We start from the raw sequence: 16,421 nt of genomic DNA on the forward strand, positions 1-16,421 counted from the left end.
ATGATTTAGCTTCGCTCTGTTCGGCTAAAGCCTCGGGTGACACGAGTATTGCGAACTGGCGGAGCATATTAAGAGGAGACCCGAGCCCAACGGGCGAATTGTATGGAACGTAGTGGAATAAAAGTCCAGTGGACTTCAGGTATAAGGCCTAGTTTTATTTTAAAACAATTTTTCTTGATTTTCACTAATGTACTAGCCCTGATGGCAGCGGCATCCTTTTTAAACCTTCCAGGTTTTGAAAACCTGGAAGGTTTAAAAAGATACAGCGTACAGCAGGTTCCCGGCTCCTGAAATACCGCAACGCCATAAAAAAATCCGTCTCACTTGCGCAAGACGGATTTCTTATTGGTTTTATTTTCAGATTACTTTACCAAAGTCATTTCATCTACGATATGTTTGGCGCCTGAGTAATTTTCAATTACCCATAAAACATAACGGATGTCGACGTTGATGGTTCTCTGCAAATTCTTGTCGAAAATTACATCGCCAGCCATGGCTTCAATGTTGCCGTCGAAAGCCAAACCGATAAGCTCACCTTTGCCATTGAGTACTGGAGAACCTGAGTTTCCTCCGGTAATGTCATTGTCAGTAAGGAAGTTCACGTGCATAGACCCATCTTTGTCAACAAAACGACCGTAGTCTTTTTTCGCATTCATGTCTAACACTCGCGTTGGCATATCGAATTCTTCGTCGCCTTTTTTATATTTCTTCACCATACCGTCCATGGTCGTGTAGTTGTTGATTTTAGCATCATTGCGTTTGTCTGCTGGCAACGCACGTACTTTTCCGTAAGTCAAACGCAAAGTAGAATTCGCATCCGGATACTGAATGGAAGCAATTTTAGACTCACGCAAACCTTGCACTAAAGCACGGAAACCAGCTCCGTATTCGTTTTGAGCCTTGGCAATTGCATCAGATTTTGAACTGAAATGCGAAACCATATCGTTCGACAAAGTGTAAATCGGGTCATTGTCTAAAACAGATTGCATCGGATAATCAAGGAATGCTTTGATTTTATCTACAGAAGTCAGGATACTCATATCGATGGCAGCACTGGCGTATTTAGAAAAATCGTTGTTGTTCTCTTTTCCGATTTTCTCTACCATCGGCGCAATCGCGTAACCGGTTGATTTGGTCGCGTACAATTTCAATTGGGCTGCCAATAAATCTTTCTCTGCCGGAATATGAACTTCTTTGAACATTTCTTCAGCACCAGCTAGAATTTCTGGAGCCATTTCAGCACGCTTGGCCGCATCGGCTTTGGCGTAAGTATCGAGTTGTCTTCCGATAGTTCTTCCGATAGTACCGAATGCAGTGGTTCTGAACAATTGTTGAAGGTAGTTGTCATGACGTGCCTTTTCGTTGGTCATGCCGTAGAATTTGTTGATATTGGTTACCGCACTTCCGTATTTGGCTTTGTTTTCAGCCTTGTTCGCCCATTTGTCGAATTTCGCTTCTTGAGCCGCTTTGGATTTGGCTGTTCCGAATTTGGTCAGCGCATCAATCATTCCTTGACGGTTTTTCCAGTAGTTTGCAGTTGAGGCATACTTTGAAGCGTATTTCAAACGCAAGTCAGCACTTTGATCCATGTATTTTTTCATGGCGTCCATTCCGGTTTTTGCGCCTTCAACCCAAGCAGGGTAAGAATATTTTACGTTTTGCTCGATTCCGGCAGCCGGCATCCAACGGTTGGTTCTGCCCGGATAGCCCAAAATCATCGCGAAGTCGTTTTCTTTTACACCGCCCAAATTCACTGGCAAATAGTGTTTCGGAGCCAACGGCACATTGTTTTCTGAATAATCGGCTGGATTTCCGTTTTTGTCAGCGTAAACGCGGAACATCGAAAAATCTGCGGTGTGACGTGGCCATTCCCAGTTGTCGGTGTCACCTCCATATTTCCCTAAACTCTCTGGTGGTGTTCCTACCAAACGCACATCTTTATAATCTTGGTAAACGAAATAGTAGAACTCGTTTCCTTGGAAAAACGGACGCACAGAAACTACATATTTCCCGCCTTCGTTATTTTCTTTTTCAATTTTGGCAATCTCAGCATTGATGGCTTTCTCGCGCTCTTGCTCAGTCATTTTGTCGTTGAGCTGGGCTAAGATTCGCTTGGTGCAATCGTCCATTCTGACGAAGAAACGCACGAATAAACTCGAAGGCTTCATCTCGGCTTTACGATTGGCCGCCCAATAGCCATCTTTAAGGTAATTTTTCTCTGCCGATGACAATTCTGCAATAGCATCGTAGCCGCAGTGGTGGTTGGTTAAAACCAAACCGTCTTTCGAAATCAGTTCTGCGGTACAACCGCCGTTAAACTGCACAATGGCATCTTTCAAACTGTGGTGGTTGATGCTGTAGATTTCCTCTGCAGTCAGCTGCAACCCCATTTTTTGCATGTCGCGGTGGTTGAGTCTTTCGATAAACATCAAGAACCACATTCCCTCGTCGGCCTTCACGCTCATTGGCAAAAGCATCATCCCGACGATTAGGGATAAAATCATTTTTTTCATGGGTAATAAATTGAATTAGTTAATAAAGCGAGCTAGTAGTCTGATGGTTATAAAATTTGTTACAACCCTCAACAAAAACCAGAATTGCGCCTGCGAATATAGCGCATTTTTCAAAGAAAATTATTCATTATTCATTATTAATTGATTGTATGGCGAACGGCCGGGCTATCCGCTGAAGTCCTCGCCGCTCCGCTGTGCTGCGCGGCTGTGGGCTGCCGCTGCTATCCCTGTCGCGAATCATCTTTACCAACAAGAACAAAATAAAAAAGTGCTCCTTTGCAGAAACACTTCAATTTTATCTAGTGCTGAATATCAATCATTCAACATCTTCCAAAGTTTGTCCTTCAGTTCAGTTAGCCCTTGCTGAGCCACGGACGAGATAAACAAATAAGGAATGTTCTTGAAGTCTTTGTCGAGTTGCTTTTTCATTTCGGCGCGCAGTTCGTCATCGAGCATATCGCATTTGGAAACCACAAGCAATCGCTCTTTATCAAGCAATTCAGGGTTGTACTGCGCAAGTTCATTCACTAAAATATCATATTCTGCTTTGATGTCGGGTGCATCGGCGGGAACTAAAAATAAAAGTGTCGAGTTCCGTTCAATGTGGCGCAAAAAGTAATGCCCTAATCCTTTTCCTTCCGCAGCGCCTTCAATGATTCCGGGAATGTCCGCCATCACGAACGACTGAAAATCGCGGTAAGCCACAATGCCCAAATTCGGCTTCAATGTCGTAAACGGATAATCGGCAATTTTCGGTTTAGCGGAAGTCAGCACAGAAAGCAACGTAGATTTTCCTGCATTCGGAAAACCAACCAAGCCTACATCGGCTAAGACTTTCAACTCCAAAACTACATCCATTTCAACGCCAAGCAAACCAGGTTGCGCATAACGTGGGGTTTGATTCGTAGCGCTTCTGAAATGCCAGTTTCCTAGACCGCCTTTCCCGCCGGGAGCAAGAATTCTCTTTTCTCCGTCTTGGGTAATTTCGAACAAAATTTCGTTGGTTTCAAAATCGCGTACTACGGTGCCCAGTGGTACTTCGATGATTTTGTCTTCACCGTCGTGACCCGTACTGCGAGAACTACCGCCATCGCCGCCATGACCCGCTTTCACGTGACGCGCAAACTTCAAATGGAACAAAGTCCAGAGGCCACTGTTGCCGACGAGATATACATGGCCACCGCGTCCGCCGTCGCCGCCATCAGGGCCACCTTTTTCAATAAATTTCTCGCGATGCAAATGCGTGGAACCTTTCCCTCCTTTACCGGAAGAAACATATATTTTAACGTAGTCTACGAAATTGCCTTCTGTCATTTTAGTTGCTGGTTGATGGTTGTTGGTTGTTGGTCAAACAACCGTTATTCTTTTATGGCTCGCATACCTACTTTACCAATCTTAACGCCGTCCATTTCGAGCACTTCGAGTTCGAATTTCTGCCAGATCAGTTTCTCGCCTTTTTTCGGAATGTTGCCCAATTCGGTAATCACAAAACCACTCACAGTGGTCACTTCATAATCGCTAGTGAGTTCATCCAGATCGAAATAAGTCAGGAAGTCATGCAGTGAATATTGCCCATCAATCGTCCAGGAGTTGTCGTCGTTGGCAACAAGCCTATATTCATCATCATCGAAATCCGAGGCATCGCCCACGAGTGCTTCCAAAATATCGTTCAGGGTGATGATGCCCTGAAAAACCCCGAACTCGTCCATCACAAAAGCGTAATGCACTTTCGAGCGTTTGAAATTCTCTAGCGCTTTATAAGCTGATGTTTGTTCGATCAAGTAGACCGGATCTTTGGTGATTTTCTTCAGATTGAATTTGCCAGTTTCAAAACCGACGAATAAATCTTTGAGCAAGACCACGCCAATCACTTCATCAAGGGTTTCGCCACAAACCGGATACACCGAATGCAGTTCTTCAAGCACTTTGGCTTTGAGTTCCTCGACGCTGTCTTCAAGTGATAAGTAAACTACAGAACTGCGGTGCGTCATTAGCGAGTTGACTTTTCTGTCGCCGATATGGAACACGCGCTCCACGATGTCTTGCTCGATTTCCTGTACTTCACCGACTTCCGTTCCTTCTTTGATAATGGCTTTAATTTCGTCTTCGGTGACTTTTCCGTCGGCGGTGGGTTTGATGTTGAACAAATTGAGCAAACCGTCGGTAGACATAGTCAATAACCAAATGAACGGCGCGGTCACTTGCGAGATAAACTTCATCGGAATCGCTACCGATTTGGCTATGGCTTCTGGATAGTTGAGCCCAATTCTTTTAGGCAATAATTCGCCGAGTACTAATGAAAAGTAAGTCAGAATCACGACAACAACACCCACCGAAAGCGAATGTGAGTAGGGTTTGAGAAAAGCAAAACCTTCAATAAAAAGGCGCACATCTTCGGTAATTTTATCACCGGAATAAATACCCGTCAAGATGCTAATCAAGGTAATCCCGATCTGTACAGTCGAGAGCAGCTTGTTTGGCGAATTGACCAAATCCAGTGCAGTTTTGGCGTTGTGCTGGCCTTTCTTGGCTGCGGTTTCCAGACGACTTTTGCGCGCAGAAATCAAAGCGATTTCAGACATCGAGAAAACGCCGTTGAGCAAGATTAGAAAAAGGATAATGAGTATTTCCAAAAGTTGAATGATTGGTTAAACGTATGGGCCAACGAAATGCCCTAGCCCGGATGGAAGTGGTTACCCTTTGGCGCTGGGGTTCAGCGGCAAAGGTAGGAACGAACAGCCGGAATAGCTTCTAAAAAAATAGAAAATTGTTATAAACGATCGATGACGTTACTCAAACGCTCAGTAATCTCGGCAATCGAACCAATGCCGTCGACCGCGTGAAATTTGCCTTGCTCTTGGTAGAACTGCATCAGCGGCGCGGTTTTCTGGTTGTATTCGTCGTAACGGTTGCGGATTTTTTCCTCGTCTTGATCGTCTGGGCGGCCCGAGGTTTTGCCTCTTTCTAGCAAGCGTTGCACTAGAATTTCGTCGTCGGCTTCTAGGGCGATTGTCGCGGTAATTTTCTGGCCTTTCGATTCTAAAAACGCGTCTAGAGCTTGGGCCTGCGCAATGGTTCTCGGGAAACCGTCGAATAAAAAACCGCTCGATTGTGGGTTGTTGTCGACTTCGCTTTGCAACATTTGAATGGTGACTTCATCGGGCACCAAATCGCCTTGGTCCATGTAGGTTTTGGCGAGTTGGCCCAATGCCGTTTCATTTTTGATGTTGTACCTGAAAATATCGCCGGTAGACAGATGCGTGAGGTTGTATTTCCCTTTTAAAAATTCGGCTTGGGTGCCTTTGCCGGCGCCGGGTTTTCCGAAAAGAACGATGTTGATCATTTTTTTTAAGTTGCTAAGTCGCTAAGTGGCTGAGTGACTGAGTTAGGTGATTATTCTGCTAGTTGGTAAATGTCTGGTAAATTGCGTCCGAGGCCGTCGTAATCTAGGCCATAGCCCACGATAAACTTGTCTGGGATTCTAATGCCGACGTAATCGAGCTTGATATCTTTTTTGTAGGCGTCAGGTTTCAAGAACAAAGTCGCGATCTTGAAATGCTTGACTTTCTGCTGTTTGAAAATCGCTTTGAGTTCTTCGATGGTATTGCCTGTATCGACGATATCTTCTACTACTACAACGGTTTTGCCTTCGAGGTTTTGGTTCAGGCCGATAAGCTGCTTGACCTCGTTGGTGGATTGCGTGCCTTCATAAGAAGCCATTTTCACGAAACTCACTTCGCACATGCCGCGGTAATGCTTCATTAAATCGGCCATGACCATGAAAGCGCCGTTGAGCACCCCGATGAACACCGGCACATCGTCGAAGAAATCATCGTCCATCTGTTTGGCCATGTTGGCGATAGCAAAATCAATCTCTTCCGCTGAAATGAACGGAACAAACTGTTTGTCGTGCAGTTGTATCATGGAATCGGTTTTAAAATAAGGCACAAATTTAATAAGTCTCAAAGGATTAACCCCTACACACCCAGACTTTTTTGCAAATTTGATATATTTACCTGATGGAACCGATTTTTTTTAACCGATTAGCCAAGGCCAACGCCGGTCTGAAATGCCGCAATGCCTTGTTTGATTTCCTACTCGAAAACCCGGAAATAATGCCGGATTTGATTGCCTTTGGCACTAACCTTAAAAACAAAAATCACCACAAAGGCATTTGGCTTTTAGAAATGCTAGCCGAAAAGAAAGCGGCAACTTTGCAACCTTTTGCCTCGAAACTATTAGAAATGATTCCGCAATACCGCCACGAATCAGCCATTCGGGGTTCTTCGCGCATTGTTCTTTTTATGACGCTAGCAAAACCTGCTTTCCTAACCGAAGTGCAACAACAACAATGCATCGAAATCGCACTGGATTGGCTCATTAAAGACGAAATCAAAATCGCCCCGAAAGCCAACGCACTTTATACTTTAGCGCACTATGCCAAAAAGCAAACTTGGCTCAAGGAAGAACTACAAAACATTATTGATAAAGACTACACCCAGCAATCGGCCGGTTACAAAGCAGCCGCTAAAGAAGTTTTAAAAAAAATCCGATTGATTGGTTGAAATTCTGAAAATATTTTTTTGGTAAGCTGCTGAATATCAATTAAAAATATTATTTTTAGATTTCTTTAACAATACCATTAAACCTTAAGGCCCAAATTCCATCTAAAAAAACAAAAAACTATGGCATCACTGAATCCGTACACGAATCCGCTCGGAGCTGTTTTTGCGAAACATCTTTTGAAACGAAGCACTTTTGTTTATTCAAAAACTTTAGTCGACCAATTCTCACTCCTAACACCTTCGCAAGCCTTGGATTTATTGCTGCAAGACAGTCCTTTGGTATTGGCTTTACCATATGACCCGCTCCCAACCGCTGCCCCAGATGGTTTCTGGACAGAATCGACAGCACTTCCGGCCACATTTACAGGCCAAGCCAGAAAGGCTTCGGTTACATCAGGTTGGTGGTGGTACAATGCGATACATACACCTACTTTAAAGTTCAAGCTTTCGCACTTTCTATCTACTCGATTTACGGTTGAAAAATCTAATGGCGCGGGCACTTCCACCGAGTTTTACGATCACCTTAGACTGCTTCTTTTTTATGCTTTCGGCAACTACAAAACTTTGGCTAAAAAAGTAACTGTAGACAACTCGATGTTAAACTACCTCAACAACACTACAAACAATAAAAATGCTCCTAATGAAAACTATGCGCGTGAATTTCTAGAACTTTTTACCATAGGAAAAGGTCCGCAAATCGCCGAAGGAAACTATACCAATTACACCGAAGCCGATATAGTACAAGCCGCAAGAGTTTTAACGGGTTTTAAACGCAAAAATGACCGAACAGTCATTGACCCAATCACCGGAATTCCGAAAGGATATAATGTGTTTTCGCAACATCATTTGAGCCCAAAAGTATTCAGTAGTGCATTCAACAATACCACCATCAATCCGGCTACCGATGCCGCCACCATGGATATCGAATTGAGCGATTTTGTTGAGATGGTTTTCAATCAGATGGCTACAGCTAAAAACATTTGCCGTAAACTCTACATTTACTTTGTCAAAGGAACCATTACTGAAGAAGTTGAAGCCGACATCATCACACCTCTGGCCCAATTTCTATACAACAACAATTATGAGATTGCGCCTACGGTCAGGAAACTACTAGAAAGTCAGCATTTTTATGACTTAGACGACAGCAATGCCACAGACGAAACCCTAGGAGCGATCATAAAATCTCCGCTGCAACAACTCTCTGAAATTTGCACTTATCTGCAAGCTACAATTCCCCATCCGACTACAGATGCTTTGAATTTTTACCATCAGTTTTGGAACAAGTTTGCCCATGATACTTTCTTGACCGGATCGAATATGATTTTGTTTGATCCTGAAAATGTAGCCGGACATTTGGCTTATCATCAAGCGCCTGATTTTGATAAAAACTGGATTTCTTCCTCTACCCTAATTGCACGTTACCGATTGGGTGAATCTTTATTAGATGGTGTAAATCGGATTAGCGGCAATACCAATATAGCGGCAAAAATCAATATTTCAGCAGTAATCCAAAATGGCGGATTGGTTACAGATGCCTCAGATCCTGTGGGTTTAACTACCGAATTGTGTAACGCTTTATTTGCACAAGCACCTGATGCAGAACGAGTAGCGTATTTCATGAACTCCTTTTTGTTACAAGGTTCGGCAAACTACTATTGGACGGATGCTTGGAGCACTTATCTCTCGAGCGCAGATAATTCAGTGGTTGAGCCTAGACTTAAGCTTTTGGTGACTAAACTTTTAAGCGCACCGGAATCACAGATTTTTTAAATAGAGCACTAGATCCTTGACCATACCATTTCAAACTAAAAAAAATGAAAAGAAGAAGTTTTATCAAGTTAAGCGCAACAACAAGTGTTTTATCGCTTTTGCCTACTGAAGTTTTTGCGCTGTTTCAATCTGCAGGAATGAGTACTTGTCCGGATATCAGCGGCAAAAAAATAGTGCTAATTCAACTCTCTGGTGCCAATGACGGGATTAACACAGTCGTTCCGTTGAACCAATATGACACCTATGCGGCATTGCGTCCAACTATAAAATTAGACAATACAGGAGCCAATAGCGTCATCAACCTCGATACTACCTTGGCACTTGAAAACCAAGTAGGATTGCACCCTGCTCTAGTTGGTTTTAAGAGCTTGTACGACAGCGGCTTCATGCGATTGATTCAAGGAGTGGGTTATCCCAACCAAGACAAATCTCATTTTAAATCTACTGATTTATGGTTAACCGGAGGCGATGGAACACCAGCAAACAATGCATTTCAGAGCGGTTGGATGGGTCGTTTTTTAGAACATTATTATGCCGATTTTTTATCTGCTAATTTCCCATTGGGAATTCAGTTGGGCAGTAGCGAAAACTCTCTAGGTTTTCATGGCGAAACCGAGCATGGAATGTCATTGAACATCAATGGCCAAGATCCTTCAGGGTTCTATTCGATTGTAAACGGATTGGGTGGACCAGCTCCATCGGTAATTCCCGACTCTGAATATGGTGATTTGATTCAATACATTTTAAACAATGATACTTCTACCAATACCTACGCCCAAACCATTTCGACTGCATTCAACAGCGGAACCAATACCGTAACTTACGCCAACAATGGCTTATCGAACCAATTAAAAACGGTAGCCAAGTTCATTTCCGGAGGTTTGCAAACCAAAGTTTACCTAGTCAAAATCGGCGGATTTGACACGCACAATCAACAAGTTGCCGATACAGCGACACCTCATTTAGGCAAGCATGCTGATTTGTTGTCTGAGCTTTCCGGAGCTATTTCGAGTTTTATTAATGACATGAATAATCAAGGCTTGAACAACGATATTCTTGCTGTAACGTTTTCAGAATTTGGCAGAAAAGCGGGAGAAAATGGAGGCTTGGGAACAGATCATGGCGAAATTGCACCGATGTTTGTTTTTGGAAGTGCTGTAAGTCCGGGAGTTTCAGGAACGAATATCAATTTAAGCGAAGCCACCTCTGAGAACAACTACCAAGTTCAAACCATTCAGCATGACTACAGAAGGGTATTTAGCACGATTTTACAAGATTGGTTGGGCGCCGGAAATTCTGTGCTAGACTTAACCTTTTACGATTACACACAAGCGACTGGTTTTTCTGGAAATAAAATCGACGCTTTGATTAACGCTCAAAATCTCATTCCAATTTCCTGTTATTCCGATGCCGTTTTAACCGCCAATGAATTCAATACCAACAACGATATTATTGTATATTCCAATCCGAAATCGGAAACCATTAGTGTACATTCTATGGATGCTATTTTCTCAATAACCGTCTATACTATCGATGGAAAATTTGTAAAAAAATTCACTAATCCACTCACCACCAACGACTACACAATTGCAGTGAATCAACTTTCTATCGGCTTGTACAATCTTATCGTTAGCACTTCTCAAGGGAATTATCCCAAAAAAATATTCATTCGCAGATAAGCCACTACTACAGAAAGTAGTGTTTAAATTTATTTAGAAACACCATGGCGTTATAGTGCTTTACTGAGTATCTTTGCAAAAACGCAACAACAACACCATGCAATATTTCTCTTCCGATTTCACCCTCGGAATTCTCGGTGGCGGCCAACTCGGTAAAATGCTGCTGGCGGAAACTCGAAAATGGGACATCCAAACTTTCGTGCTCGATCCTAGTGCCGATGCACCGTGTAAAATTGCTTGTCACCAATTCTTTCAAGGTGATTTGATGGATTTCGATACCGTTTATGATTTCGGAAAACAAGTCGATATACTCACTTTCGAAATCGAACTCGTGAATCTTCTAGCTTTGGAACAACTCGAAAGTGAAGGCAAAAAAGTTTTTCCATCTCCGAAAACGCTAAGGAAAATCCAGAACAAAGGCGTGCAGAAAGAACAATACATAAAACATCAGATTCCCACCGCAAAATTTCTACGGTTTGCCGACATTCAACATTTAGCATTCAACATTCAAAATAAGGCGCTAGCCTTGCCTTTCGTTTGGAAATGCACCGAATTCGGTTACGACGGCTATGGTGTAAAAGTAATTCGCTCTGAAAACGACCTGAAGAATTTGCCTAATGTAGAATGCATCGCCGAGGAAATGGTTCCGTTCAAAAACGAACTCGCGGTGATTGTCGTGCGCTCGGCAGTTGGTGAAATCAAAACTTATCCCGTCGTGGAAATGGAATTCCATCCCGAAGCCAACCAAGTCGAATATGTGATTTGCCCTGCGCGGATTGACGAAAATGTAGCCCAAAAAGCAAAAGAAATCGCTCTGAAAGTCGCCGATGTTTTTGAACCCGTCGGCTTGCTCGCCGTGGAAATGTTCCAAACCGAGAATGACGAAATCCTGGTGAACGAAGTAGCGCCACGACCGCACAATTCAGGGCATTACTCGATTGAGGCCAGTTATACTTCGCAATTCGAGAACCACTTGCGCGCGATTTTAGGCTTACCGCTCGGGAATACAGAAAGCAAAGTCGCAGGAATTATGGTGAACCTGGTAGGTGCCGAAGGATTTTCAGGCAACGTGAAATACGAGAACATAGAAAATATTTTAAAGATTGATGGCGTCACGCCACACATATACGGCAAAAGGCAAATGCGCCCGTTTCGGAAAATGGGGCATGTGACGATCGTGAACGAAGACATGGCGCGCGCCAGGAAGATTGCTGAGGAAGTGAAGAATACCATCCGCGTCGTCAGTGAATAAAGGCACTGAGGCCGCGTTAGGGATGGTAGCATTGTTTGAGCTCTTTTTGCGCTGACCAAAGCGGAAAAAAGCGAGTGCGGACAGCCCGGGCCGGGCCGAGCGTAAAGAAACAGTCTAGTGGACTGTTTTAGCGAGGAGCCAGCAGGTGCGTTGGCAGGTGTGAAAAGGCAACGCCATTATTAATTATTAACTATTAATTATTCATTAAATGAAAGTAGCTGTTGTCATGGGAAGTATTTCTGACATGCCCGTCATGCAGGAAGCCATTGATATCCTGAAAAGCTTCGGGATTGAGACCGAAACCGACATCGTCTCGGCGCACCGAACGCCCGAAAAACTGTTTGATTTCAGCCAGAATGCGCACAAAAAAGGCATCGCGGTGATTATCGCAGGAGCCGGTGGCGCGGCCCATTTGCCCGGTATGGTGGCTTCAATGTCGCCGCTTCCGGTGATTGGCGTTCCGGTCAAATCAAGCAATTCGATCGACGGTTGGGACAGCGTGTTGTCGATTCTGCAAATGCCCGGTGGTGTTCCGGTCGCTACGGTGGCGCTCAATGGCGGGAAAAATGCAGGAATTCTGGCAGCTCAGATTATCGGCAGCCACGATGCGAACGTGCAGCAACAGATCGTCGCCTATAAGGAAAGCCTGAAGGCTGCGGTCAATGAATCGTCTAAAAAACTCCGGAAATAATTTTGCCTTTTTTTAGGAGCTGTTTCCCGTTTTTCGCTCTATCTTTTGCTCCGCTTAAGCTACACAAAAGGATGCCGCTGCAACCGGGGCTAGGGCTTCCGAATATATAAGAACTTTATTTTACCATTAAAATTTCGTTTCCAAAAAACTTTGCGCCTTTGCGCCTTTGCGAGAAAAAACTTCAAGAACTTTACACCCATTTAAAAGCAAAATCACAATCAGACACTAACCACTAAACCCTAAATACTATTTCCCATATCAAATGAATATCCTCACACAAAAATTCCACACCAAATACGATACAGCGCCTTTTTCGAAAATCAAAAACGAAGATTTCATGCCGGCTTTTAAGGAAGCAATCTCAATGGCGCGTGCAGAAATCGATGCGATCGTGAACAATCCTGAGACGCCCACTTTTGAAAATACCATAGAAGCCTTAGCATTCAGCGGCGATACTTTAGACCGCGTTTCGAATATCTTCTTCAACCTGCATTCGGCCGAAACCAATGACGAGTTGCAACAAATTGCGCAGGAAGTCTCGCCGTTATTGTCTGAATTCAGCAACGACATCAGGCTTAATGCCGCTTTGTTTGCTAAAGTGAAAGCCGTATACGAACAGAAGGAAAACCTAAAACTCACGCCCGAACAAACCACGCTTTTAGATAAAACTTATAAAGGCTTCTCTAGAAACGGAGCCAATTTGCCCGAAGACAAAAAAGAAAAACTGCGCGAAATAGACAAAGAACTTTCGATGCTGAGCTTGCAATTCGGCGAAAACGTCTTGGCCGAGACCAACGCCTTCCAACTGCACTTGACCGACGATCAAGATTTGGCCGGTTTGCCCGAAGGCGCTATTGAAGCCGCCAGATTGCTCGCCAAAAACCAAGACAAAGACGGCTGGATTTTCACGCTGGATTTCCCGAGCTATGTGCCGTTTATGACGTATGCCGACAACCGCGATTTGCGCAAAACACTGGCATTGGCTTACGGTGCAAAAGGTTTCCAAAAGAATGAGCATGACAACCAAGAAATCGTGCTCAAGATTGCCAAGTTGCGTTTTGAAAGAGCCCAATTGCTAGGCTATCAAACCCACGCCCATTTCGTGCTCGAGGAACGCATGGCCCAAAGCCCCGAGAAAGTGAAATTATTTTTAGCCGATTTGCTCGCCAAAGCCAAACCTGCAGCCGAACGCGAATTCAAGCAACTTTCGCAGTTTGCCAAAGATTTGCACGGCATTGAAAAACTCGAAAAATGGGACGGCGCTTATTATTCGGAAAAGCTCAAACAACAACTTTTTGCACTCGATGACGAACAACTCAAACCTTATTTCCAACTCGAGAAAGTACTCGAAGGCGCGTTCACGGTAGCCAACAAACTCTACGGATTGACCTTTACCGAAATTTTCGACATCGACAAATACCACGAAGAAGTCATGACCTACGAAGTCAAAGACGAAAACGGAAATTTAGTGTCTGTTTTCTACGCCGACTTTTTCCCGCGCAAAGGAAAACGCAACGGCGCTTGGATGACATCGTTCAAATCGCAGTATGTAAAAGACGGTGTGAACGAGCGTCCGCATATTTCGAACGTTTGCAATTTTACCAAACCTACCGAAACCAAACCGTCGCTGCTGACTTTCAACGAAGTCACGACTTTATTCCACGAGTTTGGACACGGCTTGCACGGCATGTTGGCCAACACGGTTTACCCGAACCTTTCAGGAACGTCTGTTTATTGGGATTTTGTCGAATTGCCGAGCCAGATCATGGAAAACTGGTGCTACGAAGCCGAAGCCTTGGAATTGTTCGCCAGACATTACCAAACCGGCGAGATGATTCCTATGGAATTAGTGGAGAAAATCAGGGAAAGCGCGAGTTTTCAGGAAGGCATGGCGACTTTGCGGCAACTGAGTTTCGGCTTGCTCGATATGGGCTGGCACGGACAAGACACGACGCACATTAACGATGTCAAACAATTTGAACTGGAGCAATTTGCCGACACGCAACTTTATCCTGATGTGCCCGAAAATGCCATGAGTACGGCTTTCTCACACATTTTCCAAGGCGGTTATTCTTCAGGTTATTACAGCTACAAATGGGCAGAAGTGCTCGATGCCGATGCGTTTGAATACTTCAAGGAAAATGGGATTTTCAACAAAGATATCGCGACGAAATTCAAGGAGAATGTTTTATCAAAAGGTGGCACCGAACCACCGATGGTTTTGTATAAGCGTTTTCGCGGACAAGAGCCCAAACCAGAGGCTTTACTTAAAAGAGCCGGATTGATCTAATGAAATCTTGAGGATGCGCCAACTGATTCTTTTATTAACTCTAGTGTTTTTTGCAGCTTGTGAGCAAACTAAGTTCAAAACCGAATGGACTCGCGAAGTGGCACCTGAGGTTTTCACTGCGAAATTCGAAACCACGAAAGGCGACTTTACCATTACAGTGGAGCGGCATTTATCGCCTAAAGCCGCTGACCGATTTTATCAACTAGTGAAGCACGGCTATTATGACAATGGCATTTTTTATCGCGTAGTAAAAGATTTTGTGGCGCAATTCGGCAATACCGATACTTTGGTGATGAACCAGTGGCGGAAAATTAAGATTCCCGACGAGCCGGTGCGTTTGGGCAACCTCAAAGGAACGGTGAGCTTTGCGCGCGATGGCAAAGAAACCCGCGATTTGGACTTGTTTATCAATTTGAAAGACAATTCGGTTTTGGATACCTTGAACTATCAAGGCGTGAAAGGATTTCCTGCGTTTGGAAAAGTCACTTCGGGAATGGAAAATGTCGAAAAACTGTATTCCGGTTATGGCGAAGATTCTATGGATGATGAAAACCTTTACCAGAACCGCGGGCAGTTTTATACAACTTATCCGAAACTGGATTTGATTGAAAAGGCTTATATCGCAGACTAAAGGTTGCGTTAGGGATGGGAGCTTTGTTTGAGCTCTTTTTGGAGCAGCGCAGCGGAGCCAAAAAAGCGAGTGCGGACAGCCCGGCCCAGAGGGAAACGCCCTAATAAAAACAATCCATCAAAACCAGAACCAGCCACCAAACCATGGGAATACTTTCTGCCCAGAACATGGTGTAATAGCGAGAACGGCGCTGGTGGGCGAAAAGCAAAAAAGCTGTAGTCAGCCCAATCAGCATGATGCTTGCCATGAAGTGCGGCCCACTTTTTCCGACTTGCAAAAGTTCGAGCATCAGGAAAATTACCAATAGAAGCACTCCAAGTTTCTTAGTATTGACTACGCCTATTTGCTGCGGAACGGTCTTCAGGTGCGGATCGTCCCAAGCGAGGTCAATAATTTCGAAGATAAAAAGCAAGACTACTATCAATAGAAAACGTTTGACACAGACGATGTAAAAATCAGTAGTCAATGCTGCTCCGGCGTTGATGACCGGCAAAACAACCGTTACGCCCACCCAACAAAGCGCGACAATATAAATCTTGAGTCCGGCCCAACTGCGCGCGCTTTTGTGGTTCGGAAAAAAAGGCAAAGTGTACAAAGCCGTTATTAATACGCAAACCACAGAAATGATTTGTGTAATGGGCTGCAATTTTAGAAAACAGTAAGCAGCAGCTAGAAAAGAAACCGCACTAACCAGTATAAACAGTTTCAAATTCAAGCTGAGTGGCGGCTTTCCGATACGGGCCAATGCGTCGTATTTGACGAAATTGTAACCGACAATGGTTCCGAAATACCCGAAGCCGGACATCGCCCAATCTGAAGGCAAATCAAGTACGAAGCCGGTGATTTGAATCAACGCCAAAACTGAAAGCGCCACATGCATGCTGCTTTGCAGGTAAAAATCGAAAAGCCGTTTGAAAATACCCATAACACAAATTTAAACCAAACTGTTAATAAGAAGCCGATTTGGTTAAAAAATTCCCTAAAACGAAAGGTTAAAGACAGCGCTTTTTTGAGAATAATCTATAAATTT

13 protein-coding genes are annotated in these 16,421 nt (G+C 44.0%); 7 read left to right on the forward strand and 6 right to left on the reverse strand.

Translation table 11 applies throughout. The features are described from left to right. Positions 1 to 362: 362 nt before the first annotated feature. From G4D82_RS12995 to hpt, 5 genes are all read right to left on the reverse strand, one after another. On the reverse strand, positions 363 to 2,513 hold the full coding sequence (locus tag G4D82_RS12995) for a S46 family peptidase (RefSeq protein ID WP_166337729.1): 2,151 nt from the start codon (positions 2,511 to 2,513) through the stop codon (positions 363 to 365). Between the two features lie 312 nt (positions 2,514 to 2,825). Then, on the reverse strand, positions 2,826 to 3,827 hold the full coding sequence (obgE, locus tag G4D82_RS13000; RefSeq protein WP_166337730.1) for a GTPase ObgE: 1,002 nt from the start codon (positions 3,825 to 3,827) through the stop codon (positions 2,826 to 2,828). A gap of 44 nt (positions 3,828 to 3,871) precedes the next feature. Next, the gene (locus G4D82_RS13005) at positions 3,872 to 5,146 is read right to left on the reverse strand and encodes a hemolysin family protein (protein WP_166337731.1); all 1,275 of its coding nucleotides are present in this window, start codon (positions 5,144 to 5,146) and stop codon (positions 3,872 to 3,874) included. A 137-nt stretch (positions 5,147 to 5,283) separates the two neighbouring features. Continuing rightward, positions 5,284 to 5,856 (reverse strand): adenylate kinase, encoded by a 573-nt coding sequence (locus tag G4D82_RS13010; RefSeq protein ID WP_166337732.1) that lies wholly within the window; start codon positions 5,854 to 5,856, stop codon positions 5,284 to 5,286. A 50-nt stretch (positions 5,857 to 5,906) separates the two neighbouring features. Further along, the gene (gene hpt, locus G4D82_RS13015; RefSeq protein ID WP_166337733.1) at positions 5,907 to 6,437 is read right to left on the reverse strand and encodes a hypoxanthine phosphoribosyltransferase; all 531 of its coding nucleotides are present in this window, start codon (positions 6,435 to 6,437) and stop codon (positions 5,907 to 5,909) included. Positions 6,438 to 6,532: 95 nt separating this feature from the next. Between hpt and G4D82_RS13020 the strand changes: the two genes are divergently transcribed. The 7 genes from G4D82_RS13020 to G4D82_RS13050 all read left to right on the forward strand — a co-directional run bounded on the left by G4D82_RS13020 (position 6,533) and on the right by G4D82_RS13050 (position 15,391). Next, positions 6,533 to 7,078, forward strand: coding sequence for a hypothetical protein (locus G4D82_RS13020; protein ID WP_166337734.1), 546 nt, complete (start codon positions 6,533 to 6,535; stop codon positions 7,076 to 7,078). Between the two features lie 120 nt (positions 7,079 to 7,198). Further along, positions 7,199 to 8,848, forward strand: coding sequence for a DUF1800 family protein (locus G4D82_RS13025; RefSeq protein ID WP_166337735.1), 1,650 nt, complete (start codon positions 7,199 to 7,201; stop codon positions 8,846 to 8,848). Between the two features lie 44 nt (positions 8,849 to 8,892). Next, positions 8,893 to 10,527 carry a DUF1501 domain-containing protein gene (locus G4D82_RS13030; protein WP_166337736.1) on the forward strand — a complete coding sequence of 545 codons (1,635 nt, stop codon included), beginning with the start codon at positions 8,893 to 8,895 and terminating at the stop codon, positions 10,525 to 10,527. A 97-nt stretch (positions 10,528 to 10,624) separates the two neighbouring features. Further along, complete coding sequence (locus tag G4D82_RS13035; protein ID WP_166337737.1) at positions 10,625 to 11,779, forward strand: 5-(carboxyamino)imidazole ribonucleotide synthase; 1,155 nt, start codon at positions 10,625 to 10,627, stop codon at positions 11,777 to 11,779. 208 nt (positions 11,780 to 11,987) lie between these two features. After that, a complete protein-coding gene (gene purE, locus G4D82_RS13040; protein ID WP_166337738.1) occupies positions 11,988 to 12,470 on the forward strand; it encodes a 5-(carboxyamino)imidazole ribonucleotide mutase in 483 nt (160 codons plus the stop codon). 262 nt (positions 12,471 to 12,732) lie between these two features. Continuing rightward, entirely contained in the window at positions 12,733 to 14,760 is a 2,028-nt protein-coding gene (locus tag G4D82_RS13045) for a M3 family metallopeptidase (protein WP_166337739.1), read from the forward strand. 13 nt (positions 14,761 to 14,773) lie between these two features. Beyond that, positions 14,774 to 15,391 carry a peptidylprolyl isomerase gene (locus G4D82_RS13050; RefSeq protein ID WP_166337740.1) on the forward strand — a complete coding sequence of 206 codons (618 nt, stop codon included), beginning with the start codon at positions 14,774 to 14,776 and terminating at the stop codon, positions 15,389 to 15,391. A gap of 100 nt (positions 15,392 to 15,491) precedes the next feature. Here G4D82_RS13050 and G4D82_RS13055 read toward each other — a convergent pair whose 3' ends face one another. Continuing rightward, the gene (locus G4D82_RS13055) at positions 15,492 to 16,316 is read right to left on the reverse strand and encodes a UbiA prenyltransferase family protein (RefSeq protein ID WP_166337741.1); all 825 of its coding nucleotides are present in this window, start codon (positions 16,314 to 16,316) and stop codon (positions 15,492 to 15,494) included. Positions 16,317 to 16,421: the final 105 nt, after the last annotated feature.

The sequence above is a fragment of the Flavobacterium lotistagni genome (assembly GCF_011392125.1).
GTDB classification, from domain to species: Bacteria; Bacteroidota; Bacteroidia; order Flavobacteriales; family Flavobacteriaceae; genus Flavobacterium; species Flavobacterium lotistagni.